Consider the following 22,951-nt stretch of genomic DNA (forward strand, 5'->3'; position numbering starts at 1 on the left):
GCGCGCTCCCGAGCGGGTGAGCGGACCGGCCCCACCGAGATCACCGAGCGCGGTGACCGCCAGAACGACCAGCGGCGCCCGTACGACGTCGCCGCCCACCACCGAGGCCCCGACCACTGCGCACTCGTCGCGCAGCCCGTCACAGAGCGCCTCGGCCCACGCGACCTCGGTCTCCGGCGGGGCCGCGAAACCGATCAGCAGGCCCGTGGGCCGCGCTCCCATCGCCGCGACGTCGGCCAGGTTCTGCGCGGCGGCCTTCCGCCCCACGTCGTAGCCGCCGGACCAGTCAGAGCGGAAATGGCGGCCCTCGACCAGCAGATCCGAGGTGGCCACGACCCGGCCGTCCGGCGCGCGGACGACCGCCGCGTCATCGCCAGGCCCGAGATCGACCTCCGGTCCCTGCGTGAGACGCTGTGTAATGCGAGCGATAAGTCCGAACTCGCCCAAGTCCCCGATCGTGATAGTCCACACCTCCGTGAAGACACGGTACGGTGGCCGACGGACGGGACAAACTACGCCCGGGAGGACGTGATGGTGCAGGCCTACATCCTCATCCAGACCGAGGTCGGCAAGGCCGCCTATGTGGCTCGTGAGATCTCTGGCATCCCTGGCGTCAAGCAGGCGGAGGATGTCACCGGTCCCTACGACGTGATCGTGCGGGCGGAGGCGCGCAATGTGGATGATCTGGGCAAGCTCGTCGTCGCGCAGATCCAGGGCGTCGAGGGCATCACGCGTACCCTCACCTGCCCCATCGTCCATATCTGACGCCTCCCCGCGACGCGCGCGGTAGGAGTTTCCGGGATGCGGGGGATGGCCGCCGTTCTCGCGGTGCTGTCGGCGTCGTCGGTGCTGCTGGTCGCCGGCTGCACCGGTGATGCCGTACAGGTGCCCCTGCCCAGACCGGACGCCGCGACCACCCGGCTCTGCGAGGGCATGCGGCTCCCGGCCGAGCTCCACGGCGAGTCCAGGCGGGCCACCGAGCCGAAGTCCGCGCTGGTCACCGCGTGGGGCTCCCCCGCGATCGCGGTGCGCTGCGGTGTCGCTCGCCCCGCCGCCATGGTCCCCACGTCCCAGCTGCTGACGATCAACGGCGTCGACTGGTTCCCGCAGCCCATGGACCGGCCCACGACGTTCACGGCCATGGGGCGGCAGGCCTATGTCGAGGTCACGGTGCCGGGGGCCTACAAGCCGGCCGCCGAGGTGCTCAACGAGCTGACCGGCGTGATCAAGGCCCTCCCTCCCAAGCCCGCCGGCGAGCTCTGAGCCTCGATCGCGAAAACCCGTTGCGCCCGTTCGGCGGCCACTGGCACCGTAGGAGTCGTTCGCCCGCCGGATCAGCCCGGCGACTGGGCGACCCGACGTCTCGCGGAGGAGGACCGGCCATGACCATGGAGCAGCTTCGTTATCGACTGCGCCAGGCGCTTCTCAGCCGCCACGGCCGGCCCCTCGCCCACTGAGGCACCTCTTCGCCAAGGCACCTCTTCACCAGGGCCCCTCGTCACCGAGGGACCTCCTTCACCGGGCACAGCACCTCCGCCGACCGCGTCGCCTCGAGTAGCGCCCGCTTCATCCGCGCGGCTCTATCCCAGCTGGCAAGAGGAACCGTTCTCAGGAAACGGAAGAGCCGGGTTCGAATCCCGGGAGCCGCACCATGCCCATTCCAGACCGATGAACCATGCCCCCGTAGTCCAATTGGCAGAGGCGCTGGCCCGAGGAGCCAGATGTGCGGGTTCGAATCCCGCCGGGGGTACGACGCGGACTCTCGCAGGTCCGTCGAGGGGCGGCGCCGGAGGTGGAGAGCCGGGCCCGGTTGTAACCCGGGTGCCACATGCTGAGTGAGTTCGAATCCCACCCGCCCCACAAAAGACCGAATTCCTGAAGGTCGACTCAGTGCAGAGGTGCGGCGTTCTTCGGGTTCGGGCCGTAAACGTTGTCGCCCGGTTCGCCTTCGAGAACGAAGAAGTAGATCAGGATGATGGCCCCGACGAAGGGCACGAGGCTGATCAGCAACCACCATCCGGATCGACCGGTGTCGTGCAGGCGGCGGACGCCCACCGCGAGCGAGGGGATCAGGACCGCGAGGGCATAGAGCAAGAAGACATAAAGGAACCCGTCGGTCATCACGATCAGGACGCCGAACACCACGCTGATGATCACGTTGACGAGAAAGAAAATCCAGTATTCCGTGCGCCGCGCCCTGCCACTGAAGTCGGAATAGTTCTTAAGTACCGCTATGTACCAGTTCACTACGTTCCTCTCACTAACCCGCGCATTGGGCCTTCCCCAATAGGAATCTCTCGAAAGCTGAACATAGGGTGCAAAGTACAGGCGGTCAATAGGTTGGCTTATTCCGATTAGCCAGGAAAGAATCCAAGAGGGGCCGTCAACACAGCTCGGCCACGGGAACAACCAAATGATCACGGCGGTCTGGTGACGCAGTTGTGCCCGCCAAGACCCTCGGGTGGCCGCATCACCACGCCTTTCCCGGCACGACGGTCAGAGGGGCCGATTCACTGCACGCCGACGACGTGGATCACCATGGCTCGGGCCTTGGGCGCCAGCAGACAATCCCCGCCGTGATCATGCAGTTGTTCCGCACGACACCCGCCCGCCGCGTCACCACGCCGTACAACACCACCGTGATCATGCAGTTGTTCGCGCCGGGACGGGCTGGCCCGTTGGGGCGCTGCGCCTTGCTAGGGCTATGTCGGGTGCATCTCTGTATCTCTGCTCTTGTCCGCGGAATCTGATGGGCTGGGATCAGCGGAAATGTTCTTCGTCTCGGAGCGGGCCTCTCGGTGCAGGGCGACTGCGATCACTACGAGGGTGACCCCGGCCACCTCTGCCGTCGTCGGGAACTGCCGGAGCACGATGACCCCGATCACCGTGGCCGTGGCGGGCAGGAGCGCGACGAGCAGCGCGTACGTTGATCGCGCCATGCGCGCCATCGCGAGCTGGTCGCAGACGTACGGGATCACCGACGACGTGATCCCGACCCCGATCCCGGCGCCGAGCGCGATCGGGTCGACCAACGCCGGGGCGGCCTGCCAGAAGCCCAGCGGCACAACGAACACGCAGGCGACGAGCATGGCGGCGGCCAGGCCGTCGATGCCGCTGATGCCGGAGAGACGCTGGGCCGCGCGATGGGCCACCACGATGTAGGCGGCGAACAGCACCGCGTTGGCGGCGGCGAAGACGAAGCCCAGCGGCGCACCGGCCAGCCGGACGTCGGCCAGCACCCCGACGCCGGCGACGACCACCACGAGCGCCGCAATGTTGCGAGGCGTACGAGCGCCGAGGGCGGCCAGCACGATGACCGGTACGAACTCGATGGCGGCGACCGTTCCCAGGGGCAGCCGGTCGATCGCCAGATAGAAGCAGGCGTTCATGGCCGCGAGCACTGCGGCCCAGACGACGATCGTGCGGCGGCCGCCGGAGTCGAGCCGGGCGAAAAAGCGCCAGGGCCGGCGCCAGAGCGCGAAGACCAGCGCGGCGCTCCAGATCCGCAGTCCCGCCACTCCGAGCGGTGCCAGCCGGACGAACAGGAGAACGGCGAAGGCCGGTCCCAGATAGTGGAAGACGGCGCTCCCCAGAAAGTAGGACCACGGAGGCGGCGTTGGGACGGCGGTACGGAGCCCTGTGAACGGCATGGCTCCATCGTCGGTCAGCCCGTAATTTGGGAGAATGGCGAACCGAAGGATTCGACCCGAGAGAGCGTACGAACCCAAGGGGCTCGACACTCTCGACCTTCGCATCATCACCGAACTGCAGATCGACGCCCGTGTGAGCTTCGCCGAGCTGGGCCGCCGGGTCGGATTGTCGGCGCCCGCGGTGACCGAGCGGGTGCAGCGGCTGGAGGGCACCGGCGTGATCACCGGCTATCACGCCGAGGTCGATCCGAGAGCCCTTGGCTTCCCCGTGACGGTGATGGTCCGGATCCGTCCGGCGATCCGCGAGCTGCAACGCATCGCCAAGATCGCCGAGGAGATCCCCCAGATCGTCGAGTGCTACCGGATGACCGGCGAGGACTGCTTCTACTTCACGATGCACCTGCGGGCGGTCGCCGAGCTGGAACCGATCCTCGACCGGTTCACCCCGTACGGCCAGACGACCACGTCGCTCATCCAGAGCGCGCCCGTGCCGCGCCGCCCCCTGCCCTGCGGGTCACCCATGATCACGTAACGGTCCCGGGGCCTGCGACGGCCGCGACCCGGCTAGGCCGACTCGCGGACCACCAGCTCGTTGGGCATGGTGACCGAGTCGGCGGGCTCTCCTTCGAGCAGGCCGAGCAGCAGCCGCGCGGTCGCCCTCGCCTGGTCGCTCATCGGGCTGTGCACCGTCGTGAGCGGCGGCGCGGTGTAGAGAGCGGCCTCGATGTCGTCGAACCCCACGACCGCCACGTCGTCCGGCACCCGCCTGCCGGCTTCGCGCAGGGCCCGCATCGCGCCGATGGCCATCAGGTCGTTGGCGGCGAACACCGCGTCGAGCGCCGGGTCGTCGTCCAGCAACTGCCGCATGCACACGGCCCCGGACAGCCGGTTGAACTCTCCGGCGGCGGTGATCGACCGCCGTCCGGTGTCGCGGAGCGTCTCGCGATAGCCGGTGAGCCGGTCCTGCGCCGCGATCATGTCCAGCGGCCCGGTGATCGTGGCGATCCGCCGCCGTCCCTGGTCGAGCAGATACCGTACGGCCAGCGTCGCGCCGCCCACGTTGTCGTTGTCGACATACGGCAGGTCCACGGACATCGTCGGCCGGCCGTGGGTGACGACCGGCACACCCATCCGGGCCACCGCGGCCGGCAGCGGATCGGCGCCGTGCATCGACATGAGCATCGCGCCGTCCACGTGCCCGGCCGCGAGCTGTTCCTGGACGCGCAGATGGCTGCCGGGCGATCCCGCGAGGATCAGTGTCACCCGCTTGCCCGCCGCCTCGAGCTCGCGGCTCACCGTGCGCACCACGGCGGAGAACATCGGGTCGTCGGCGACCACCCCGCCGGGAGGATCGGAAACGATCATGGCGATGGCGTTGGTGCGCCGGGTCGCCAGGCTGCGGGCCGTGCCGTTCGGGACATAGCCCAGCTCCGTGACGGCCCGCATCACCACGTCGCGGATCTCGGGGGCGACCGTGTCCTGCCCGTTGACCACCCGGGAGACGCTCGACCTGGACACTCCTGCCCTGGCGGCCACGGCCTCCAAGGTCGGTCGTTTCATCCGAGTCCGTTCTGCTCGCGACTGCGCCGGGCGACGGGGCCGCCGTCGCCGAGCGCCACCGCGGTCGTGGAGAGCGCTCTCTGCGAGAGTCGTCTCTTTGCCGCCGGGTGTCAACGGCCGCACCAATTAATTGATCTTGATTGGCCTCGGCACTTTGCAACGGTCCATCCAGAGAGCGCTCTCTCACCCTTCTTGACATCTGTGCAGTTCACGCCGAGCAATGGCCACACAGAAGATCATTCAGACGTGCTTCCCCTCCTGTACTCGGCGTTGCGGGCGCACACGGACACCTTTTCCACAGAATTGATAAGGGTCTTGACAGAACTTTCGGACAAGCGCACTCTCAGCTTCCGGGAGCGCTCTCCGACCCCCGCCCCTGTTGAGGAGACGCCGTGTTCTCTTCCCGCAGTCCTGCCCGCGCTCGCCTCTGGCTGATCACCGCCACCGTGGTCGCCGTGCTCGCCTCCTACCTCGCCGTCGCCCCGGCCTCCGGATCCGCGGCCGCGCCCGTCTGCGGCACCGCCAACGCCGCGCAGGGCCGTCCGGTCACCGCCTCGTCCAGTGAGAACGCCGCCTTCGGTCCCGCCGGCGCCGTCGACGGCAACGGCGGTACCCGCTGGTCCAGCGGGTTCAGCGATCCGCAGTGGATCCAGGTGGACCTCGGTTCGCCGGTCTCGGTCTGCGGCGTGACCCTGAACTGGGAGGCCGCCTACGGCACGGCCTACCAGATCCAGCTGTCCGACAACGCCTCCACCTGGACCTCGATCTACTCCACGACCACCGGCACCGGCGGTACCCGGACACTGACCGTCTCGGGCACCGGCCGCTACCTGCGCGTGTACGGCACCCAGCGGGCGACCCAGTACGGCTACTCGCTCTGGGAGCTGGCCGTGCGGACCGCCACCGACGACACCACCCCGCCCCCGACCGGCGATGACGTGCTGCTGTCGTACGGCCGGCAGGGTGTGGCCTCCAGTGCGCAGAACGACGCGAACTGCGGCAACTGCACGCCGGCCCGGGCGTTCGATCGCGACCCCGCGACCCGGTGGGCGACCAGCTCCACCACCGGCTGGGTCGACCCCGGCTGGATCTACGTAGACCTCGGCGCGACCGCGCAGATCCACCGGGTCGTCCTGCAGTGGGACCCGGCGTACGCGACCGCCTTCCAGCTCCAGACCTCGGCCGACGCCGCGAACTGGACCACGATCTACTCCACCACCACCGGGACCGGCTTCCGGCAGAACCTCACCGTGAACGGCACCGGCCGCTTCGTCCGGATGTACGGCACCAAGCGTGTCGGCGCGTACGGCTACTCGCTCTGGAAGTTCCAGGTGTACGGCACCGGCGGCGCCCCCATCACCCCGCCACCGCTGCCGCCGGACCCGCGCACCCCGCCGCAGCTGGTCTGGAGCGACGAGTTCAACGGCGCGGCGGGCACCAGGCCGGACGCCGCCAAGTGGCAGCCCGAGACCGGCCCAGGCGTCAATAACGAGCTGCAGTACTACACCAACAATGACAACGCGTCGATGGACGGCGCCGGCAGCCTGGTGATGGAGGCCCGCAGGCAGGCGACGCCCGGTTCGGCCTGCCCACGTGACCCGATCAGCGGCAGCACCACCTGCCAGTACACCTCGTCGCGGCTCAACACCTACGGCAGGTACACGTTCACCTACGGCCGGGTCGAGGCGCGGATCAAGGTCAGCGGCACCACGGGCCTGTGGCCGGCGTTCTGGCTGCTCGGCGCAGACTTCTTCAGCCAGAACCGCCCCTGGCCGTACGTCGGTGAGATCGACATCATGGAGCACATCGGCCGCGAGCCGGACAAGACCTACTCCACGCTCCACGCCCCGGCCTACTTCGGCGCCGGCGGGTTCGGCTCGTCCCTCACGCTGCCCGGCGGCGACTGGGCCGCAGCCTTCCACACCTACGCCGTGGACTGGAACAGCTCCGGGATGCGGTTCACCGTCGACGGCAACGTCGTGCACACCGTCGACCGCGCCTCGCTGGAGACGACCCGCGGGCCCTGGGTGTTCGACCACCCGTTCTTCATCATCCTCAACAACGCCGTCGGCGGTGACTGGCCGGGACCGCCGAACGCCTCCACGGTCCTGCCGCAGCGGATGCTCGTCGACTACGTCCGCGTCTACTAGTGAGCGTCCAGCAGTGACCCCCCGTCCGGCAGCGACCCCCCATCCAGCAGTGATCGGCGTCCGACAGTGATCCGCGTCCACCGATGATTCCCCCGGCTCGGTCAGGAACCCCGCCATGCTCTTGATCTCCCGATGCCGAAGACCGCCCTCCTCACGACCCTGCTTCTCGCTCTCTCGCTGGTCGCCGGCCCGGCGCCGGCGTCCGCCGACCCGGTGAACCCCGCGCACTTCCAGCAGGTCACGCTGGCCAAGGGCGTCCCGGAGGTCGGCGAGCCCATGTCGATGGTTGTCCTGCCCGACCGCTCGGTCGTGCACACCGCGCGTGACGGCACGATCCGGATCACCGACGCGGCCGGCACGACCAGGGTCGCGGGCAGGATCCCCGTCTACTTCAACGACGAGGAGGGCATGCAGGGCATCGGCGTCGACCCGGGGTTCGCCACGAACCGGTTCATCTATCTCTTCTACGCGCCGCCGCTGTCGACCCCGCCCGGCGGCGCCCCGCTCGACGGGACGGCGGCCGATTTCGCCCGCTTCGACGGCGTCAACCGGCTGTCCCGGTTCCGGCTGAACACCGACGGCACTCTCGACACCGGCAGCGAGCGCACCGTGCTCGAGGTCAAGACCAGCCGGGGCTCGTGCTGCCACGTCGGCGGCGATATCGACTTCGACGCCGCCGGGAACCTCTACCTGACCACGGGCGACGACACCGAGCCCGGCTTCAACGACGGGTACGCCCCGCTAGACGACCGGCCGACCCGCAACCCCGTGCTCGACGCGCAGCGAGGCGCCGCCAACACCAATGATCTGCGCGGCAAGCTGCTGCGGATCAAGGTGAACGCCGACGGCTCGTACTCCATCCCGCCCGGCAACATGTTCCCGCCGGGCACCGCGAACACGCGGCCGGAGATCTACGCGATGGGCTTCCGCAACCCGTTCCGGATGAGCGTCGACAAGGCCACCGGCGTGGTCCACCTCGGCGACTATGGCCCCGACGCGGGCGCCGCCGGGGCGCGCGGACCGGGCGGGCAGGTCGAGTTCGACCGGATCACCGGGCCCGGCTTCTACGGCTGGCCGTACTGCACCGGGAACAACACCCCGGCCGAGACCTACGCCCACTACAACTACGCGACGGGCGCGGTGGGCGCGAAGTACGACTGCGCCGGCGGGCCGGTCAACGACTCGCACAACAACACCGGGCAGTCGAAACTGCCGCCGGCCAAGCCCGCGTGGATCGCCTACGACGGCTGTTCACTGGCCGCGTTCGGCTGCGGTGCCGAGTCGCCCATGGGCGGCGTCGTCTACCGGTACAACACCGATGTCAGCTCCCCGGTGAAGTTCCCGCAGTCGCTCGACGGGCACTTCTTCGCCGGTGAGCTGCAGCGGGCCTGGATCAAGGACATCACGGTCAACGCCGACGGCTCCCGTGGCGCGATCGAGCCCTTCCCCTGGTCCGGAACGCTGGTCATGGACATGGCCTTCGGCCCCGACGGCGCGCTCTACGTGCTCGACTACGGCACCGGCTGGTTCAACGGCAACGAGAACTCCGCGCTCTACCGCATCGAGTACATCGGCAGCGGCGGCTCGGGGCGGGTGCCCGTCGCCCAGGCCGCGGCCACCCCCACGTCGGGACGGGCCCCGCTGGCCGTGTCCTTCTCCTCGGCCGGCTCGTCCGACCCGACGGCGACGCGATCACCTTCTCCTGGGCGTTCGGCGACGGCGGCACCTCGACGGCGGCGAACCCGAGCCACACCTACACGGCCAACGGCACCTACAACGCGACGCTGACCGTGAGGGACAGCACCGGCAAGACCGCCACGTCGACCGTCCCGATCTCGGTGGGCAACACCGCCCCGACGGTGAGCATCCAGCTTCCGGCGCACGGCCAGGTGTTCGGCTTCGGCGACGCCGTCCCCTACCGGGTCACGGTGACCGATCCCGAGGACGCCGCGATCGACTGCTCGCGGGTGAAGATGACCTACATCCTCGGACACGACGAGCACGGCCACCCGCTCGCGACCGGCACCGGCTGCTCGGGCCCGGTCCAGACCCGGGCAACGGCGAGCACGACGGCGCGGCGAACCTGTTCGGCGTCTGGGACGCCGAGTACACCGACGGCGGCGGGCTCGTCACCCACGACCAGCCCGTCACCCAGCCGCACACCAAGCAGGCCGAACACCACACCGCCGCCCAGGGCATCGCGCTGTTCGACAAGGCCGCCGCGCACGGCGGCAGGACGGTCGGCAACATCGACAACGGCGACTGGCTCGGCTTCTCGCCCGTCGAGTCGGCCCAGGCCAGGGGCTTCACCGCCCGGGTCGCCTCGGCGGGAGCGGGCGGCACGATCCAGGTGCGGGCCGGTTCCGCGACCGGCACCCTGCTCGGCTCGGTGCCCGTACCGGTGACCGGCGGATGGGAGACCTGGCAGAACGTGTCCACGACCCTCACCGGAAGCGGGAGCGGCCCGCTGCATCTGGTGTTCACCGGTGGCGCGGGGTCGCTGTTCGACCTCGACGACTTCACCGTGACGCGCGACTCGACCCCGCCGCCGACCTCGGGCCTGCTGTCGGCGGGCCGCCCGGTGACGGCCTCGTCGGCCGAGGGCGGCGGCTTCGCGGCCGGCAACGTGGTCGACGGCAACGCGGGGACCAGATGGTCGTCTGCCTTTGCCGATCCACAGTGGATCTCGATCGACCTCGGCTCAGCGCGCTCGGTGAGCCGGGTGCGGCTGCAATGGGAGGCCGCCCACGGCCGGGCGTACCGGATCGAGACCTCCGCCAACGGCACCACCTGGACGAGCGCCTACAGCACCACCACCGGCGACGGCGTACGCGAGGTCGTACCGGGTGGAGACCTCAGCCGACGGCAGCACCTGGACGAGCGTTTACGCCACCACGGCCGGTGACGGCGGGACCGACGACGTCACCTTTCCCGCCATACCGGCACGCCACGTGCGCGTGTACGGCACCCAGCGCGCCACACCGTACGGCTACTCCCTCTGGGAGATGGAGGTCTACGGCACCTGACCCCTACTCCCCCGTGATCATGCAGTTGTTCGCGCTCAAGGTCCGGCGACGGCCGTGGACCAGCTCTCCAGGCCGTCGTCGGTGAGGATCGCGTCGAAGCCGACCTCGGCGGCGCCGATGATGGTGCCGTCGCCGCGCAGGGTCGAGGCCAGCAGCGGGGGCGGGTCGTCGTGACGGAAGCTCATGAGCCCGCCGAGGTAGGCCGAGCCCAGTTCATCGGGAGCCGTCTCGATGAGGTCGCGGCCGAGGCCCGAGAGCGTCACCAGCGCGGGGTCGAGCGCGTTGACGAGCCCGGCGACGCCCCGGCCGAGTGCGGTGGCGGCCGTGCCGACGGCGGCGCGGGAGGCGGGGTCGCCCGAGGCCGCCTCGGCGAGGACGGCCTCCGCGTCGGCACGCGGGTCGTGCGGGGCGGGCCTGCCGAGGGCGCGGGCCATCGCGCGCCCGTCGACCTCCAGGTCCCAGCACCCGTACGCCCCGCACGGGCACTGCCGCCGCGGGTCGCCGAAGGGCAGGTGACCGAACTCACCGCCGGCGCCGGTGGCACCGGTCATCATCCGCCCGTCCATCACCAGCACGCCGCCGACGCCGACCTCGACCGTGAGGTGGAGCAGCGCCCTGACGCCCGTGCCGGCCCCCCGCATGGCCTCGGCCAGCCCGGCCAGCGATGCGTCGTTGCCGACCAGCAGCGGTACGGACGGGTCCGGGCACAGGTCGTCGAGCGCCACGTCCCGCCATCGCATGGTGGACGCCTGCACGATCCGGGTGCCCTGCACGGTGCCGGCCACCGCCACCGACACCGCGCGCAGGCGGGCCCCGTGCGTGTGCGAGGCCTCGGCGATCCGCCGCCGGATCACGGTGAGCACGGCGCCCGAGTCCCGGTCGCGGTGCCGTCCCGAGCTCTCGTCGAGAAGCCCGCCGCCCAGCTCGACCGTCGCCAGCCGCCACCGTTCGTGACCGATGTCGACGGCACAGACCAGCGGACCCTCGGGATGCGCGGTCAGCGCGGGCGAGGGCCGCCCGCGCCCGCCGGTGGGAGGCGCGCCGATCTCGTCGACGAGCCGCAGTGCCTTGAGGCGGGCAGTGATCTCGGTGGCCGAGCCGCTGCTGAGGCCGAGCGTTCGCGCCAGCTCGGCACGCGTCACCTCCGGGCGGGCGTGGACCTGGCGGAGCACCGCGAGCGCGCCCTGCCGGCGCAGCTCCCGCGCCCGAGGAGCTGGTGTTCGCATGAGTGACATTCTCTCCCAAGCCGTTTATCCTCGTCACGCGAGGAAAAACCGCGAGCCACGGGGCCGAGCCGAGTGCCGTGGACGGACTCCCGGACGCGCGGACTTCGAGACGGGTGGACCATGGTGAGCAGAACCCGCAACACGCTGAGCCTGTACGCCGCCTTGGGCTGCCTCGGTTACCTGCTCGCCGGTCTCGGCGCGATCCTCCCCCAGGTGCGAAGCGAGCGGGGGCTGACCCGCGTCGAGGTCGGGCTCTACCCGTCGGCGTTCGCACTTGGGCTGATCATCGTCGGCGTGGCCGGGCATCATCTGACCCGGTTGCTCGGGCGGCACGCGGTGCCTGCGGCCCTGACCTTCCTCGCCGCCGGAGCCGTGACCCTCGCCGTCGGCAGCGACCGCGTCGTCACCGGCGCCGGGGCGCTCGTGCTGGGCATCGGCGGCGCCGGGCTCGTACAGCTCGTCCCGGCCGCTCTGCGCACCGAACACGGCGACCCGATCACCACGCCGATCAGCGAGGCCAACGCGGTGGCCAGCGGCGCTTCCGTACTCGCCCCGCTGGTCGTCGGCGCGGCGCTGAGCGGCGGCCTCGGATGGCGGCCGGGTTATCTCGTCCTCCCGCTCATCGCCGTGGCGGCGCTGCTCATCACCCTGGCCCGGCCGCGGCCCATCGATCAGCGCGCCCCGGCCGGCCCGGCCGATCCGACCGGCAGGGGCGACCGGACCGGCCACGCGGCGGCGGTGGTGGGGCCGGGAGCCCCCCTGGGGGCTGCGGAACACACCCGTCGTTGGTCGGCCGAGTTCGCGGGGTGGTGGCTCGACCTCGTGCTGGTGGTGGCCGTGGAGTTCTGTGTGCTGTTCTGGGCGGCGGACTTCCTGCACTCCGAGAGCGGGGTCGGCGCCGACGCCGCGGTCACGGCCGCGGCCGCCTTCGTCCTCGGCATGGCGATAGGTCGCGCGGCGATCGGCCCGGTCACCCGGCTCGTCGCCGCGCCGGTGCCGCTGCTCACGGGCTCGGCCGGTCTGGCGACCGCGGGCTTCGCGCTCTTCTGGGCGGGCGGCGCACCGGTCGCCTCGATCGCCGGGCTCGCAGTCACCGGGCTCGGCGTCGCGCTGCTCTATCCGGTCGCGCTGGCGCAGACCCTCGCCGCCTGGCCCTCCGATCCGAGCCGGGCGGCCGCGCGATGCGCCCTCGCCTCAGGCGTGGCCATCGGCGCCGCCCCGGTGCTGCTGGGCACGCTCGCCGACGCCGCCGACCTGCGCGTCGCCGTCCTGCTCACGCCTTCGCTTCTGCTCGTGTTCCTGATCCGCTGCGCCGCGCGCCTCACCCGCGGGGCGGCGGCCGGCGTGCGTTCCAGGCCCCGTACGGCTCAGGACGACACGGCGTAGAAAAGGACGTCCTGGAAGCCGTCGGGCACGCCCTGGGCCGGGGTGGTGGTGAACCAGCCGTCGCCCGCCCCGGTCAGAAAACCGCTGCCGGACCGCGCGGCCCACCGCCGCCTGCCGTCGGCGGCGTTGAGGACCAGGACGCGCCAGGCGGAGTGGTCCTTGAGCTCCCCCGTGTACCAGACCAGCACGTCGCCGCCGAGCACGACGGTCCGCGCCTCGGTGTCCCGTGGCGTCGGTCCCTGCCAGAGCTGCTCGCCGGTCGCCAGGTCGAGGGCCCGGATCGGGCCGCGGAGCGGGCCGTCACGGACCAGCACGATCCTGCCGCCCGCGTCGATCGGCACACCGGGGGCCTTCGCCGACCAGCGCGTCCGACCGGCCGCCAGGTCGTACGCCTGCGGCCGGCCGTCCGCGGTCGTGGCGAGAAGAGTGTCGGGCGCGATGCCGAGGGCGTACGCGTCGTCGGCGAAGAGGCCGGAGCAACCGGGCTTGTCGTCGCGCCTGGAGACGTGCGTGGACACCTCGCCCCGCCACCTCGGCGTGCCCTGGCGCACGTCCCAGGCCCGCAGCGCATAGCGGCACGCGGGGTCCTGATCCCGCTGGTCCACCGGTTCGCCGACCACGAGCGTCCGCGACGTGGCGAGGGTGGTCCAGCCCGTGTAGCGAGCACGCGCCAGGCGCCGCCCGGTGCCGGCCGCCAGTACCGTCACCCGGTCCTGCGGGTCCCTGCCGTCGCCGTGCCGCATCAGCACGTAGGGCCCGCCCTGGCGTGCCTCCAGCGCCCGTGCCTCAGACCTTCCGACGCGCGCGGCGAGGCCGGGGGCGACGATCTCGGTGCTCGAGGGCTCGCGACGCGTCCAGCGCGCCTTGCCGGTTCGGAGGTCGCGGCGGGCCACGACGCACGCGGTGGCGCAGTCGGTCGTGTAGACCGCGTCCCGCAGCACCGTGACGTCGCCGGCCTTCGCCCGGTGAACCCAGAGCGCCCGTCCCGACGTGCCATCGAGGACCCGCAGCCAGATGTCGTCGCGGGCGCTCCGGCCGCTGACCGCGACGACGTCGCCGGCCACCGCGACCGTGACGCGTGAGTCGTCGACGTCCTCCTCCGTGGCCTCGTAGGTCCAGCGCTCGCGCCCGGTCCGCCGGTCGAGTGCCACGACCGAGCGGCCGAGCCGTACGATCACCGAGTCGGCGGTGGCCCCGGTGGCGTGCCCCTCGTCCGGCGGCCCCACATGCAACCGCGCGCGCCAGGTGGGCGCCCGGCCCGAGTCGCGCAATGGCCCGTCGCCCTCTGGCAGCAGCCCGCAGCCGGCGACGAAGAGGCACAACACCGTCAGTCCCGCCACGATCCGTCGCATGACACACAGACGTACACCACGCTGGGCGAGTTCCGCACACCGCGCCCGGTTCCGATCGTGGCCATGACCTACTAACCAGCGCCATATACGTTTACTCTTCGCACGTTCGGCGGCACGCACCCGAACCCGGCAGGCTTCAACGGCGTCGGGATAAGGGGCCGACAAGGATGGGGATGGCATGCGGCGGGCGCTGAGCGCGGGGGTCGGATCGTTTCCGGACGAGGACCGTGACCTTCCGTACGCGAGTGAACTGGCGGAGGAGCTGCGCACGGCGCTGGCCGAGCTCGACTACACGTGCAGCGAGCCGGTCCCGCTCACCGCCGAGAACCTGGGCACCGCCGTGCACGGGCAGCTCGAGACCGGCACGGCCGGAGACGTCCTCGTCGTGCACGTCATCACCCACGGCGAGGTGTCCGAGAGCACCGGCAAGCTCTACGTCATCGGCGCCGACGGCGTCCACCACCGGCTCACCGACGTCGAGACCTGGCTGGCCTCGGTCGAGGACCATGCCGACCGGCCTCTCACGCTGTTCCTGCTCGACATCTGCCAGGCGGGCGAGGCGGCCAGGCTGCCGTGGCAGGGCAGGCTCGCCGACGGCTCGGCCCGGGCCTGGGTGATCGGTGCGTGCGCGCCCGGCCAGGCGGCCTTCGACGGGCGGCTGACCCGGGCCGTGGTCAACGTGCTGACGGCGCTCCGACAGGGCGAGCTCGACATCGACCCGGCCCTGCGGCACGCCCCGTTCACCGCCGTGGCCCGCGCGATCGGCCTGGAGGTCAAGCGGCTCACCGAGGAGTCCGACGGCATTTCCCAGCAGGTGACGGGCACTCTCGTCGACGTGACGGCCGCGGTGCCGGAGCTGCCGTTCTTCCCCAACCCGGCCTATCCGCCGAGCCCGTCGAGGCAGGCGCGGGCCGAGGTCGACGCGGCGGTCGGCCCGTTCCTCGACGACGTCGACGAGGCCCTCGACCCGGGGCACTTCTACGAGCGGGCCTCGGGACGCCGCACGACCGATCGCACTGCGGCGGGCTGCTTCAGCGGACGCCGCAAGGAGTTGCGCGAGTTGGTGCCGTGGCTGCACGGATACGGAAGCGGCGGGCTGCGGGTGGTGACCGGCAGCCCCGGGGTCGGCAAGTCCGCGCTGCTCGGCGTGCTCGTGTGCGCCGCGCACCCACGGCTGCGCAAGGCCACCAAGGGCGTGTGGGATCGGATCGAACAGGCGCCGTGGCAACTCGACCATCTGGCCGCCGTGCACGCGCGGCAGCGCAGCACCTCGGAGATCGTCACCTCACTGGCCCGTCAGCTCGGGCTGCCCTCCGCCGCCGAGCCCGAGCCCCTGATCGAGTCCTTGGCGGCCCTCCCCGACGTGCCGGTGATCGTGCTCGACGCGCTGGACGAGGCGAACCGGCCTGCCGAGGTAATGGAGGAACTGCTGCTCCCGCTCGCGGCGGCCGTGCGCTCGGGCGGAGCGGCGGCCTGCCGGTTGCTGGTCGGCACCCGGCGCTGGGGGTTCGATGCGCTGCTCGACCTGGCCCGCGAGGCGGACGCCCTGATCGACCTGGACGAGGTCGACCGCGACGTGCTGCGCGGCGAGCTGGAGACGTACGTGTACGAGTTGCTGGGCGCCCACCCCGCCTACCGGGATCTCGGCGCGGTGCGCGGCGCCTTCGCCACCGAGGTGGCCAAGGCCCTCGGCGCCCCGCCGGAACAAGGCGAGGAGCGCTGGGGTGAGTTCCTCGTCGCGGGCCTGTTCACCCACCACTTCACCGGCGGTGAAGAGCGCCCGGTGGCCGATCCGGTCCGGGCCGCCGAGGTCGGCGCGACGGTTCCTCGGACGCTCCCCCAGGTGTTCGATCTCGACCTCCGGGGCCGAGCGGAGACGCCGTTCCTGCGGCCGGTTCTGGCGGGCCTGGCCCGTGCCCGCGGTGAGGGCATGCCCGCCGACCTGGCCAGACGGTACATGGAGCTGGATCTCGGGCAGGGAAACGGTGCCGATGCCTTGAGCGGCCGGCGGATCAACGCGGCGCTGGAGGCCGGGCGCTTCTACCTCCGCCGTGCCTCGGACACCGACGGGACGATGCTGTACCGGCTCTTTCACGCCGGTCTGGCCGAACACCTGCGCAACCAGTTCGATCAGCGACCTGGCGCTCAGCGCGAGGACCAGATCCTCACGGCGATGCTGGAGCCGATCAACGGCCCGGCCGGCCGGCGCTGGGACCTGGCCGAGCCCTACACCCGCCGGCATGCCGTCGAGCACGCCCTGGCGGCCGGCCGGCTCGGCGAGCTGGTCACCGACCCCGAGTTCTTCATCCACGCCGAGGCCCCGATACAGACGGTCGAGACCGTGCTCTCCGGCCCGAGCGCCCCCACGCAGTTCTCGGCACTGCCGTCCCGGCTCCTGCCGCATCCGGTCGAACTCGACCGGATGCCGCCGGAGCGGCGACGCACCGTGCTGGCCCTCGCCGCCGCCCGGCAGGGGCTGACCGAACTCGCCGAACGCATCGTCAATCCACCGGGCCGGCCGGCGCTCGCCTGGCAGCCGCGCTGGTCGGCGGGGTCTCCCGATCCCGAATTCGACCGCATCGCGGGCGACCCGCAGGATCGGACTGCCACCGAGAGCCCGGGCACCGGCCATCGGGAGGAGGCCCGGCGGGCCGACCCCCTGATCGCCGTCAGCGGCGGAGACGACGGAACGATTCGGATATGGAACCCGCCGGCCGGCCAACTCGGGAACGAGCTGACCAGCGGGAGCGGCCGGGCGGACGGCCGCCCCGACCCGGTGCTCGCCGTGGCCGTCGGGGAGCTGGACGGCCGTCCCATCGCCGTCACCGGCAGCTTCGACAAGACGGTGCGGATCTGGGATCTCACCACCCGCGAGCTGCTCGGCGAGCCGCTCACCGGCCACACCGGGCCGGTCCACGCCGTGGCCATCGGCCGGCTGCACGACCGCGACGTCGCCGTCACCGGCAGCATGGACACCACGGTGCGGGTGTGGGACCTGAGAACCGGCGAGCCCGTCGGCAAGCCCCTCACCGGCCACACCGACACGATCCGTGCCGTGTCGGTGGCCGAGGTGAACGGCCGGACGATCGCCGTCACCGGCAGCCTCGACATGAGCGTGCGGGTCTGGGATCTCGGTGACGACCGGCTCTCCAGCAGGCCGCTCACGGGCCACACCGGAGCGGTGCACACCGTGGCGATCGGACAGGTGGACGGACGCGCCGTCGCCGTCACCGGCAGCCAGGACACCGACATTCGGGTGTGGGACCTGACCGATCACACCGCGTCCGGTTATCCGCTCACCCACTACCGGAGGCCGGTGTACGCGGTGGCCGTCGGAGAGTCGGGCGGACGCACCGTGGCCGTCATCGGCAGCGGCGACGCCACCGTGCAGGTATGGGACCTGAGCACCCGCGAACGCGTCGGCGAACCGATCACCGGTCACACGGGACCGGTATGGGCGGTGGCCCTCGACGAACTGGACGGCAGACCCATCGCAGTCACCGGCGGCCAGGACAAGACCGTGCGAGTCTGGGATCTCACCACCGGGTCGCCCGTCGGCGAGCCGCTCACCGGTCACCGCAAGGCGGTGTACGCCGTCGCGACGGCATGGCGGTGCCGTGGGTCCTCCGGCGGCCGGCCCGCCGCCGGCGACGGGCCGGCAGCGTGGCTCCCGGACCCGGGCGGCCCCACCGTCCACGCCGTCTCGGCCATCGTCGGCACCGACGAGGGCCCTGTCGCCGTGGTGGCGGACGGCGCGGGCGAGGTCACCGCCCGTGACCTCGCCACGGGCGCCGTCCTCGACGTCCTCAGCGCCGGAGCCGATGAGATCACCCATATCAACGGCGCTCACTCGGAGGGACGCCGGGTCGTGGCGCTGCACCGGGCTCGCGGACTCGGCTGGCTGTGGGACGTCGCGGCCGGGGTGCTGACCGTCGGAGACTCCCCGCAGCCGTCGGCAGCGGCCGAGATCCGTGCTCGGCGATATGTCGACGTGGTCTGCGACGGCCGACCGATCCGCGTCATCGGCACGCTGACCGGCGGACTCGAACGCCACGATCTGGCCACCGACCTGCCGCTGGAGGCCCGGCCGGACGGACATCGCGGCCCGGTGACGGCGCTGACCGCGACCCGGGTCGGCGGGCGGGCGACCGTCCTCACCGGCGCCGCCGACGGCACCGTGCGGATCTGGGACGTCGCCACCGGCCGGCAGACCGACGTCGTCGACGTGCCGGGCGCGGTCGTGTCGCTGCACACCTCGACCGACGGCCACCTGCTGGTGGCCGCGGGACAGCAGGTCATCTGTTTCCGGCAGGCCGTTTTCGTCCGGCGTGAGCGGGCCGCGCGGCCCGAGCGAGAGGAGAGCCGTTGACCACCGTCGTGGGGGTGCACGGCATCTGGAACTACAGCTACTTCCGCAAGGCGGGCAGTGCGGAGGGCGCGGCCGAGGTGCTCGGCCGGGAGTGGAGCGACCATCTGCGGGGAGGGCTCGGCGGCCGGGAGGTCACGGCGCGGGTGGCCTACTACGCCCATCATCTGCACCGGGGCACCGCGCAGGGCGCCGACGACGTCGCGCTGCTCGACGACGAGGCCAAGGCCATGCTGGTGCGATGGGTCGAGTTGCTGCAGCCGACACCACAGGTGGCGCAGGGCCGGCTCACCTTCCGGGCCAGGCAGGCCCTCGGCTGGCTGGTGACCCGCTGCGACGACACGGCCCGCCGGGCCGCCACGGTCTTCGCCCGTGAGGTGAGCACCTACCTGTCCGCCCCGGAGTCACCCCGCCGGCTGGCCGCACGGGAGGCCGTGGCGACCACCATCGCCGAGGCCGTCGAGGCGGGCGGCGAACCCGTGACGGTCGTCGCGCACTCGCTGGGCAGCGTCGTGACCTACGAGGCGCTCTGGGCGCACCCCGAACTGCGGGTCGACCTGCTGATCACCCTCGGCAGCCCGCTCGGCATGCCCGGAGTCGTCTTCGAACGCCTGCTGCCCGCGCCCGTTGACGGCTGCGGCGCCCGGCCGCCCGGCGTGGCCCGCTGGGTCAACCTCGCCGACATCGGTGACATGGTCGCCGTTCCGCGCCGACTCAGCGACCGGTTCGACGGCATCGACCACGACAGCGACGGCCACGACACCGCTGTGAAGATCTCGTGGTGGGACTTTCACACCGTGAAGCGGTATCTGACCAGCGGCGCCCTCACAGAGCACCTGCCACCGCGACGCTGACCGGGTGGACAACCCCGTGGGTCGATGGTGAGCTTGCCGCGTCGGATCAAGGTCGGCGGCAGGGGGAGAACTCGTTGACGACGCCCGAGGACACCGGCGAAGTGCGGCTGCGGAGCGCCGCCGATGCCGGCGACAGCGACGCCATGACCGAGCTGGGGATCCTGCTCGCCAAGACCGGCCGGGTCGGAGAGGCCGAGGACTGGTACCGGCGCGCGGTCGAGGCCGGCCAGACCGTCGCCATGAACAACCTCGGGATCCTGTTCGAGCGGGCTGGACGCGTCGAGGAGGCCGAGGGCCTGTTCCGGCGCTCCGTCGAGGCCGGCAACTCCGCCACGATGTTCAGCCTGGGCCTCCTGCTCAAGCGCGGCGGGCGGCTCCAGGAGGCGGAGCAGTGGTTTCAGCGCGCGAGCGACCTCGGGGACGCCGACGCCATGAACGACCTCGCCATCCTCCTCAAAGAGGACAGGCGCGGCACGGACGCCGAGCGCTGGTACCGGCGCGCCATCGAGGCCGGCAACGTCAATGCCTTGTACAACCTCGGCATTCTGCTCCGGCAGACCGGACGGGCCCGTGAGGCCGAGGCCTGTTTCCGGCGGTCGGCCGAGGCGGGCAACGACCTGGCCCTGGAACGGCTCGGCGAGCTGACCTGCGATGACGACGATGCGGCCCTTGGGCTCTATCGCCGCGCCGCCGAGACCGGCCACACCGGCGCCATGACCCGCCTGGGCACCTTGCTGGCGGAGAGCGGCCGCGCCGAAGAGGCGGAGCAGTGGTACGAGCGGGCCGCGGCCTTGGGCTATCAGGCCGCGCGGCACAACCTGGGGTTGCTGCTCAAGGAGACGGGGCGTTCCGAGCAGGCCGCTCACTGGTTCGGCCTCGCCGCCGATGCCGGCATCGCCTATTCGATCAACAACATCGGCCTCCTGCTGATCGACGCCGGGCAGACCCAGGAGGCCGAACAGTGGCTGCGTGCCGCCGCCGGGACCGGCGACACCGCCGCGATGTACAACCTGTGCGTTCTGCTGAACGGCAGCGACCGGGCTGGAGAGGCGACGCGGTGGCGCGAAGAGGCCGGCAGAGCCCATCGCCGTGCCGCGAGCAGTGAAGGGGCGCTGCTGGAGCAGACCGGCCGGCTCCAGGAGGCCGAGGAGTGGTACCGGCTGCGTGCGGAGGAGGGAGACACCGATGTCATGTGCATGCTCGCCCTGCTGCTCAAGCAGAGCAGCCGGACGCACCAGGCCGAGTGGTGGCTCCGCCGCGCCGCCGGCAACGGGAACACCGGCGCCGCGAACGAGCTCGGCGTGATGTTCAAACAGCGCGGGATGCTCGAGGAGGCCGAGCACTGGTACCGGCGCGGCATCGCGGTGGGCGAGCCCTCCGCCATGCACAACCTGGCGATCATCCTGATCGACACCGAGCGGGCCGACGAGGGCGAGCGGCTGTATCGCCAGGCGGGCATGGCCGGCCACACCGACGCCATGTACAACCTCGGCGACCACTTCCAGCGGGCCGGCCGGCTCGATGAGGCGGAGCAGTGGTTCCGCCGCGCCGCCGAGACCGGTGACGCCGGCGCGATGAACCGGCTCGGCGCCCTGCTCGAACAGACGGGCCGCGCCGACGAGGCGCAGGAGTGGTACCGCCGCGCCATGGGCTGACGCCTCACCGATCCGGCCAGGCGACGATCGTGAACCAGGAGACCTTGCCGCATGAGGTGCGGTGAACGCCGTGGCCATCGGCGACCCGGCCGACGATGGACAGACCACGCCCGTCGACGTCCTCCAGAGCCGCCCGGCGCGGCCGGGGCAGCGTCCGGCCGGCGTCATGCACCTCCACCCGGAATCGGTCGCCATTCCGTAGGCCACCAGGCGCATCGTGGCACCGGCACGTGCGGGCACGTGCCGCACCACATTGGTGACCAGCTCGGACGTGCAGAGCTCCAGGTCGTCCACAATGCCGTGGGCGTCCCACTCGGCGGCGATCTGGGCGATCCAGCGCCGGGCCGTCCCGGCGGCCTCGGGGCGGATGCGCAGCCGCAGTTCGGCCAGCACCGCGACCCGCGGGCGGCCACGCTGACCCGCCCGGGAAAGGTCGTAGGGCGGGTACCGCCAGCTGAAGGTCTTCTCGTACGCCACGTCACATCCCTTGACTGTCCGAAACGGAAACGGGCTACCAAGATGACCTGTCGCGACTACTCTCGGTACCGCCTTGACCACGCCATGGCGTGCGTCGGGGACCGCGCGCATCTGTAGGTCTCTGTAGTGAAGACCAGGACGGTGCCCCCATGCCACACGAGATCGATCCCACCAGCCCGCTCACCGTCTTCGCCGACGAGCTGCGCCACGCCCGCCTCGCCGCCGGACTGAGCCAGGAACAGCTCGGCGCACAGCTCAACTACTCCGAGGCCCAGGTCGGCCATATCGAGACCGGCAAGCGCACGCCGGCCCTCCGCTTCGCCGAAGGTTGCGACCGGCTGTTCAACACGAACGGCTACTTCAGCCGGCTACGCGAGCGAATCGAGCAGATGCCGTCATACCCCTCATGGTTCGGCCCATGGGCCAAGGCCGAACGCGAGGCCATCTCGCTGCACAACTACGAGCCGCTACTGGTCCCCGGGTTATTGCAGAAAGAGGCGTACGCCCGCGAGATCCTGCGCGGTGGGCGCCCACGTGACACCGAGGAGCAGATTGACGCACTGGTGGCCGCCCGGCTGGAACGGCAGCAGATCCTGACCTGGGAAGATCCACCCGCCCTTTGGTTCATGCTCGACGAAGTGGTGCTTCGCTGGCCCATAGGTGAAGCCAAAGTCATGCAGGAACAACTTGAGCACCTTATGGCCCTTGCCGAACATCCGCAGGTCACCATTCAGATCGTGCCACTGTCGTGCGGTGCTTACACCGGACTTTCTGGCGCCTTCGTGATCGCTCGTTTCGCGGATCGGCCGGACATCCTCTATCGGGAGACGGCCAATGAGGGGCAGATCGTCGCCGATCCGAAGCAGGTCGCCGAACTGACGTACATTTATGACGCGATCCGGGCATGTGCCATGCCCGTCCGGCAGTCAGTCGAGCTCATCAGGAAAGCGACGACCGAACTATGGACCTGAGCAGCGCCGTCTGGCGCAAGTCCAGCAGAAGCAGCGGCAACGGCGGGAACTGCGTCGAGGCCGCCCGCCTCCCCGAGGGGGTCGCGGTGCGCGACAGCAAGAACCCCGGCGGGCCTGCCCTTCTCCTCGCCCCCGCGACCTGGCGCCGATTCATCGTCAGGCTCAAGCACGACCTGATCTGCGCCGGCCCGCCCGCCGACAGCCCTGGCACTCGAACAACTGCATGATCACAGGAGGAGTGGGCGCCGGCATTTCGCGAGGCGCTCCCCCATCAGCCG

The 22,951-nt window shown here is 71.2% G+C and carries 20 protein-coding genes, 3 tRNA genes and 2 pseudogenes; 17 read left to right on the forward strand and 8 right to left on the reverse strand.

Going from position 1 to position 22,951, the window contains the following annotated elements; all coding sequences use genetic code 11:
- Window positions 1–447: AIR synthase related protein (locus tag HKK72_RS23530; RefSeq protein ID WP_261987112.1), on the reverse strand; the 447-nt coding region annotated here is incomplete at its 3' end.
- A gap of 84 nt (window positions 448–531) precedes the next feature.
- Between HKK72_RS23530 and HKK72_RS23535 the strand changes: the two genes are divergently transcribed.
- The 5 genes from HKK72_RS23535 to HKK72_RS23555 all read left to right on the forward strand — a co-directional run bounded on the left by HKK72_RS23535 (window position 532) and on the right by HKK72_RS23555 (window position 1,860).
- Entirely contained in the window at window positions 532–765 is a 234-nt protein-coding gene (locus HKK72_RS23535; protein ID WP_187236588.1) for an Lrp/AsnC family transcriptional regulator, read from the forward strand.
- Window positions 766–801: 36 nt separating this feature from the next.
- Entirely contained in the window at window positions 802–1,263 is a 462-nt protein-coding gene (locus HKK72_RS23540) for a DUF3515 domain-containing protein (RefSeq protein WP_187236589.1), read from the forward strand.
- A 311-nt stretch (window positions 1,264–1,574) separates the two neighbouring features.
- Window positions 1,575–1,652, forward strand: a tRNA-Leu gene (locus HKK72_RS23545).
- 25 nt (window positions 1,653–1,677) lie between these two features.
- A tRNA-Leu gene (locus HKK72_RS23550) sits at window positions 1,678–1,750 on the forward strand.
- 27 nt (window positions 1,751–1,777) lie between these two features.
- Window positions 1,778–1,860, forward strand: a tRNA-Tyr gene (locus HKK72_RS23555).
- Window positions 1,861–1,887: 27 nt separating this feature from the next.
- On the opposite strand, the gene HKK72_RS23560 is transcribed toward HKK72_RS23555, so the two are convergent.
- Both HKK72_RS23560 and HKK72_RS23565 read right to left on the reverse strand, forming a co-directional pair.
- Window positions 1,888–2,247: a DUF805 domain-containing protein gene (locus tag HKK72_RS23560; protein WP_187236590.1), complete on the reverse strand. Its 360-nt coding sequence runs from the start codon at window positions 2,245–2,247 to the stop codon at window positions 1,888–1,890.
- Between the two features lie 455 nt (window positions 2,248–2,702).
- Window positions 2,703–3,650: an EamA family transporter gene (locus HKK72_RS23565; RefSeq protein ID WP_187236591.1), complete on the reverse strand. Its 948-nt coding sequence runs from the start codon at window positions 3,648–3,650 to the stop codon at window positions 2,703–2,705.
- Window positions 3,651–3,684: 34 nt separating this feature from the next.
- Between HKK72_RS23565 and HKK72_RS23570 the strand changes: the two genes are divergently transcribed.
- Complete coding sequence (locus tag HKK72_RS23570) at window positions 3,685–4,182, forward strand: Lrp/AsnC family transcriptional regulator (RefSeq protein WP_187236592.1); 498 nt, start codon at window positions 3,685–3,687, stop codon at window positions 4,180–4,182.
- A gap of 32 nt (window positions 4,183–4,214) precedes the next feature.
- Here HKK72_RS23570 and HKK72_RS23575 read toward each other — a convergent pair whose 3' ends face one another.
- Entirely contained in the window at window positions 4,215–5,210 is a 996-nt protein-coding gene (locus HKK72_RS23575; RefSeq protein WP_187236593.1) for a LacI family DNA-binding transcriptional regulator, read from the reverse strand.
- 392 nt (window positions 5,211–5,602) lie between these two features.
- On the opposite strand from HKK72_RS23575, the gene HKK72_RS23580 reads away from it, so the two are divergent.
- From HKK72_RS23580 to HKK72_RS42310, 3 genes and pseudogenes are all read left to right on the forward strand, one after another.
- The gene (locus HKK72_RS23580) at window positions 5,603–7,360 is read left to right on the forward strand and encodes a discoidin domain-containing protein (RefSeq protein ID WP_187236594.1); all 1,758 of its coding nucleotides are present in this window, start codon (window positions 5,603–5,605) and stop codon (window positions 7,358–7,360) included.
- A 282-nt stretch (window positions 7,361–7,642) separates the two neighbouring features.
- Window positions 7,643–8,395: pseudogene (locus HKK72_RS41265) on the forward strand (PQQ-dependent sugar dehydrogenase); the annotation flags it as partial.
- 656 nt (window positions 8,396–9,051) lie between these two features.
- Window positions 9,052–9,138 (forward strand): annotated as a pseudogene (locus tag HKK72_RS42310) (PKD domain-containing protein); the annotation flags it as partial.
- A 200-nt stretch (window positions 9,139–9,338) separates the two neighbouring features.
- On the opposite strand, the gene HKK72_RS41275 reads toward HKK72_RS42310, so the two are convergent.
- Window positions 9,339–9,587 (reverse strand): hypothetical protein, encoded by a 249-nt coding sequence (locus HKK72_RS41275; RefSeq protein WP_261987115.1) that lies wholly within the window; start codon window positions 9,585–9,587, stop codon window positions 9,339–9,341.
- Between HKK72_RS41275 and HKK72_RS41280 the strand changes: the two genes are divergently transcribed.
- On the forward strand, window positions 9,564–10,265 hold the full coding sequence (locus HKK72_RS41280; protein WP_261987114.1) for a carbohydrate-binding protein: 702 nt from the start codon (window positions 9,564–9,566) through the stop codon (window positions 10,263–10,265). The genes HKK72_RS41275 and HKK72_RS41280 overlap by 24 nt on opposite strands.
- Window positions 10,207–10,386, forward strand: a complete 180-nt coding sequence (locus HKK72_RS41285) for a discoidin domain-containing protein (RefSeq protein ID WP_187236595.1) — start codon at window positions 10,207–10,209, stop codon at window positions 10,384–10,386. Before HKK72_RS41280 ends, HKK72_RS41285 begins: the two co-directional genes overlap by 59 nt.
- Window positions 10,387–10,421: 35 nt before the next feature.
- Here HKK72_RS41285 and HKK72_RS23595 read toward each other — a convergent pair whose 3' ends face one another.
- The gene (locus tag HKK72_RS23595) at window positions 10,422–11,612 is read right to left on the reverse strand and encodes an ROK family transcriptional regulator (RefSeq protein ID WP_187236596.1); all 1,191 of its coding nucleotides are present in this window, start codon (window positions 11,610–11,612) and stop codon (window positions 10,422–10,424) included.
- 120 nt (window positions 11,613–11,732) lie between these two features.
- On the opposite strand from HKK72_RS23595, the gene HKK72_RS23600 reads away from it, so the two are divergent.
- Window positions 11,733–12,998, forward strand: coding sequence for an MFS transporter (locus HKK72_RS23600; RefSeq protein ID WP_187236597.1), 1,266 nt, complete (start codon window positions 11,733–11,735; stop codon window positions 12,996–12,998).
- On the opposite strand, the gene HKK72_RS23605 is transcribed toward HKK72_RS23600, so the two are convergent.
- A complete protein-coding gene (locus HKK72_RS23605; protein WP_187236598.1) occupies window positions 12,980–14,350 on the reverse strand; it encodes a PQQ-binding-like beta-propeller repeat protein in 1,371 nt (456 codons plus the stop codon). The two genes, HKK72_RS23600 and HKK72_RS23605, sit on opposite strands and share 19 nt — an antisense overlap.
- Before the next feature lie 178 nt (window positions 14,351–14,528).
- On the opposite strand from HKK72_RS23605, the gene HKK72_RS23610 reads away from it, so the two are divergent.
- From HKK72_RS23610 to HKK72_RS23620, 3 genes are all read left to right on the forward strand, one after another.
- The gene (locus tag HKK72_RS23610) at window positions 14,529–18,719 is read left to right on the forward strand and encodes a caspase family protein (protein ID WP_187236599.1); all 4,191 of its coding nucleotides are present in this window, start codon (window positions 14,529–14,531) and stop codon (window positions 18,717–18,719) included.
- A complete protein-coding gene (locus HKK72_RS23615; protein ID WP_187236600.1) occupies window positions 18,716–19,570 on the forward strand; it encodes a hypothetical protein in 855 nt (284 codons plus the stop codon). The genes HKK72_RS23610 and HKK72_RS23615 overlap by 4 nt, the downstream gene beginning before the upstream one ends.
- 74 nt (window positions 19,571–19,644) lie before the next feature.
- On the forward strand, window positions 19,645–21,225 hold the full coding sequence (locus tag HKK72_RS23620) for a tetratricopeptide repeat protein (protein ID WP_187236601.1): 1,581 nt from the start codon (window positions 19,645–19,647) through the stop codon (window positions 21,223–21,225).
- Between the two features lie 4 nt (window positions 21,226–21,229).
- Here HKK72_RS23620 and HKK72_RS23625 read toward each other — a convergent pair whose 3' ends face one another.
- Window positions 21,230–21,403: a hypothetical protein gene (locus tag HKK72_RS23625; protein ID WP_187236602.1), complete on the reverse strand. Its 174-nt coding sequence runs from the start codon at window positions 21,401–21,403 to the stop codon at window positions 21,230–21,232.
- A 448-nt stretch (window positions 21,404–21,851) separates the two neighbouring features.
- On the opposite strand from HKK72_RS23625, the gene HKK72_RS23630 reads away from it, so the two are divergent.
- Window positions 21,852–22,673, forward strand: coding sequence for a helix-turn-helix domain-containing protein (locus tag HKK72_RS23630; protein WP_187236603.1), 822 nt, complete (start codon window positions 21,852–21,854; stop codon window positions 22,671–22,673).
- Window positions 22,664–22,900, forward strand: coding sequence for a DUF397 domain-containing protein (locus tag HKK72_RS23635; protein ID WP_187236604.1), 237 nt, complete (start codon window positions 22,664–22,666; stop codon window positions 22,898–22,900). Before HKK72_RS23630 ends, HKK72_RS23635 begins: the two co-directional genes overlap by 10 nt.
- The last annotated feature ends 51 nt before the right edge of the window (window positions 22,901–22,951 follow it).

The sequence above is a fragment of the Actinomadura sp. HBU206391 genome, assembly GCF_014323665.1.
In the GTDB taxonomy this organism is placed as follows: Bacteria; Actinomycetota; Actinomycetes; order Streptosporangiales; family Streptosporangiaceae; genus Actinomadura_C.

Bases quoted from the DNA above. Each gene is read 5' to 3' on its own strand.
- HKK72_RS23635 (WP_187236604.1), top strand. From the start codon at position 22,664: ATGGACCTGAGCAGCGCCGTCTGGCGCAAGTCCAGCAGAAGCAGCGGC.
- HKK72_RS23535 (WP_187236588.1), top strand. From the start codon at position 532: ATGGTGCAGGCCTACATCCTCATCCAGACCGAGGTCGGCAAGGCCGCC.
- HKK72_RS23595 (WP_187236596.1), bottom strand. From the start codon at position 11,612: ATGCGAACACCAGCTCCTCGGGCGCGGGAGCTGCGCCGGCAGGGCGCG.
- HKK72_RS23570 (WP_187236592.1), top strand. From the start codon at position 3,685: ATGGCGAACCGAAGGATTCGACCCGAGAGAGCGTACGAACCCAAGGGG.
- HKK72_RS23605 (WP_187236598.1), bottom strand. From the start codon at position 14,350: ATGCGACGGATCGTGGCGGGACTGACGGTGTTGTGCCTCTTCGTCGCC.
- HKK72_RS23600 (WP_187236597.1), top strand. From the start codon at position 11,733: ATGGTGAGCAGAACCCGCAACACGCTGAGCCTGTACGCCGCCTTGGGC.
- HKK72_RS23565 (WP_187236591.1), bottom strand. From the start codon at position 3,650: ATGCCGTTCACAGGGCTCCGTACCGCCGTCCCAACGCCGCCTCCGTGG.
- HKK72_RS23540 (WP_187236589.1), top strand. From the start codon at position 802: ATGCGGGGGATGGCCGCCGTTCTCGCGGTGCTGTCGGCGTCGTCGGTG.
- HKK72_RS23610 (WP_187236599.1), top strand. From the start codon at position 14,529: ATGCGGCGGGCGCTGAGCGCGGGGGTCGGATCGTTTCCGGACGAGGAC.
- HKK72_RS23630 (WP_187236603.1), top strand. From the start codon at position 21,852: ATGCCACACGAGATCGATCCCACCAGCCCGCTCACCGTCTTCGCCGAC.
- HKK72_RS23575 (WP_187236593.1), bottom strand. From the start codon at position 5,210: ATGAAACGACCGACCTTGGAGGCCGTGGCCGCCAGGGCAGGAGTGTCC.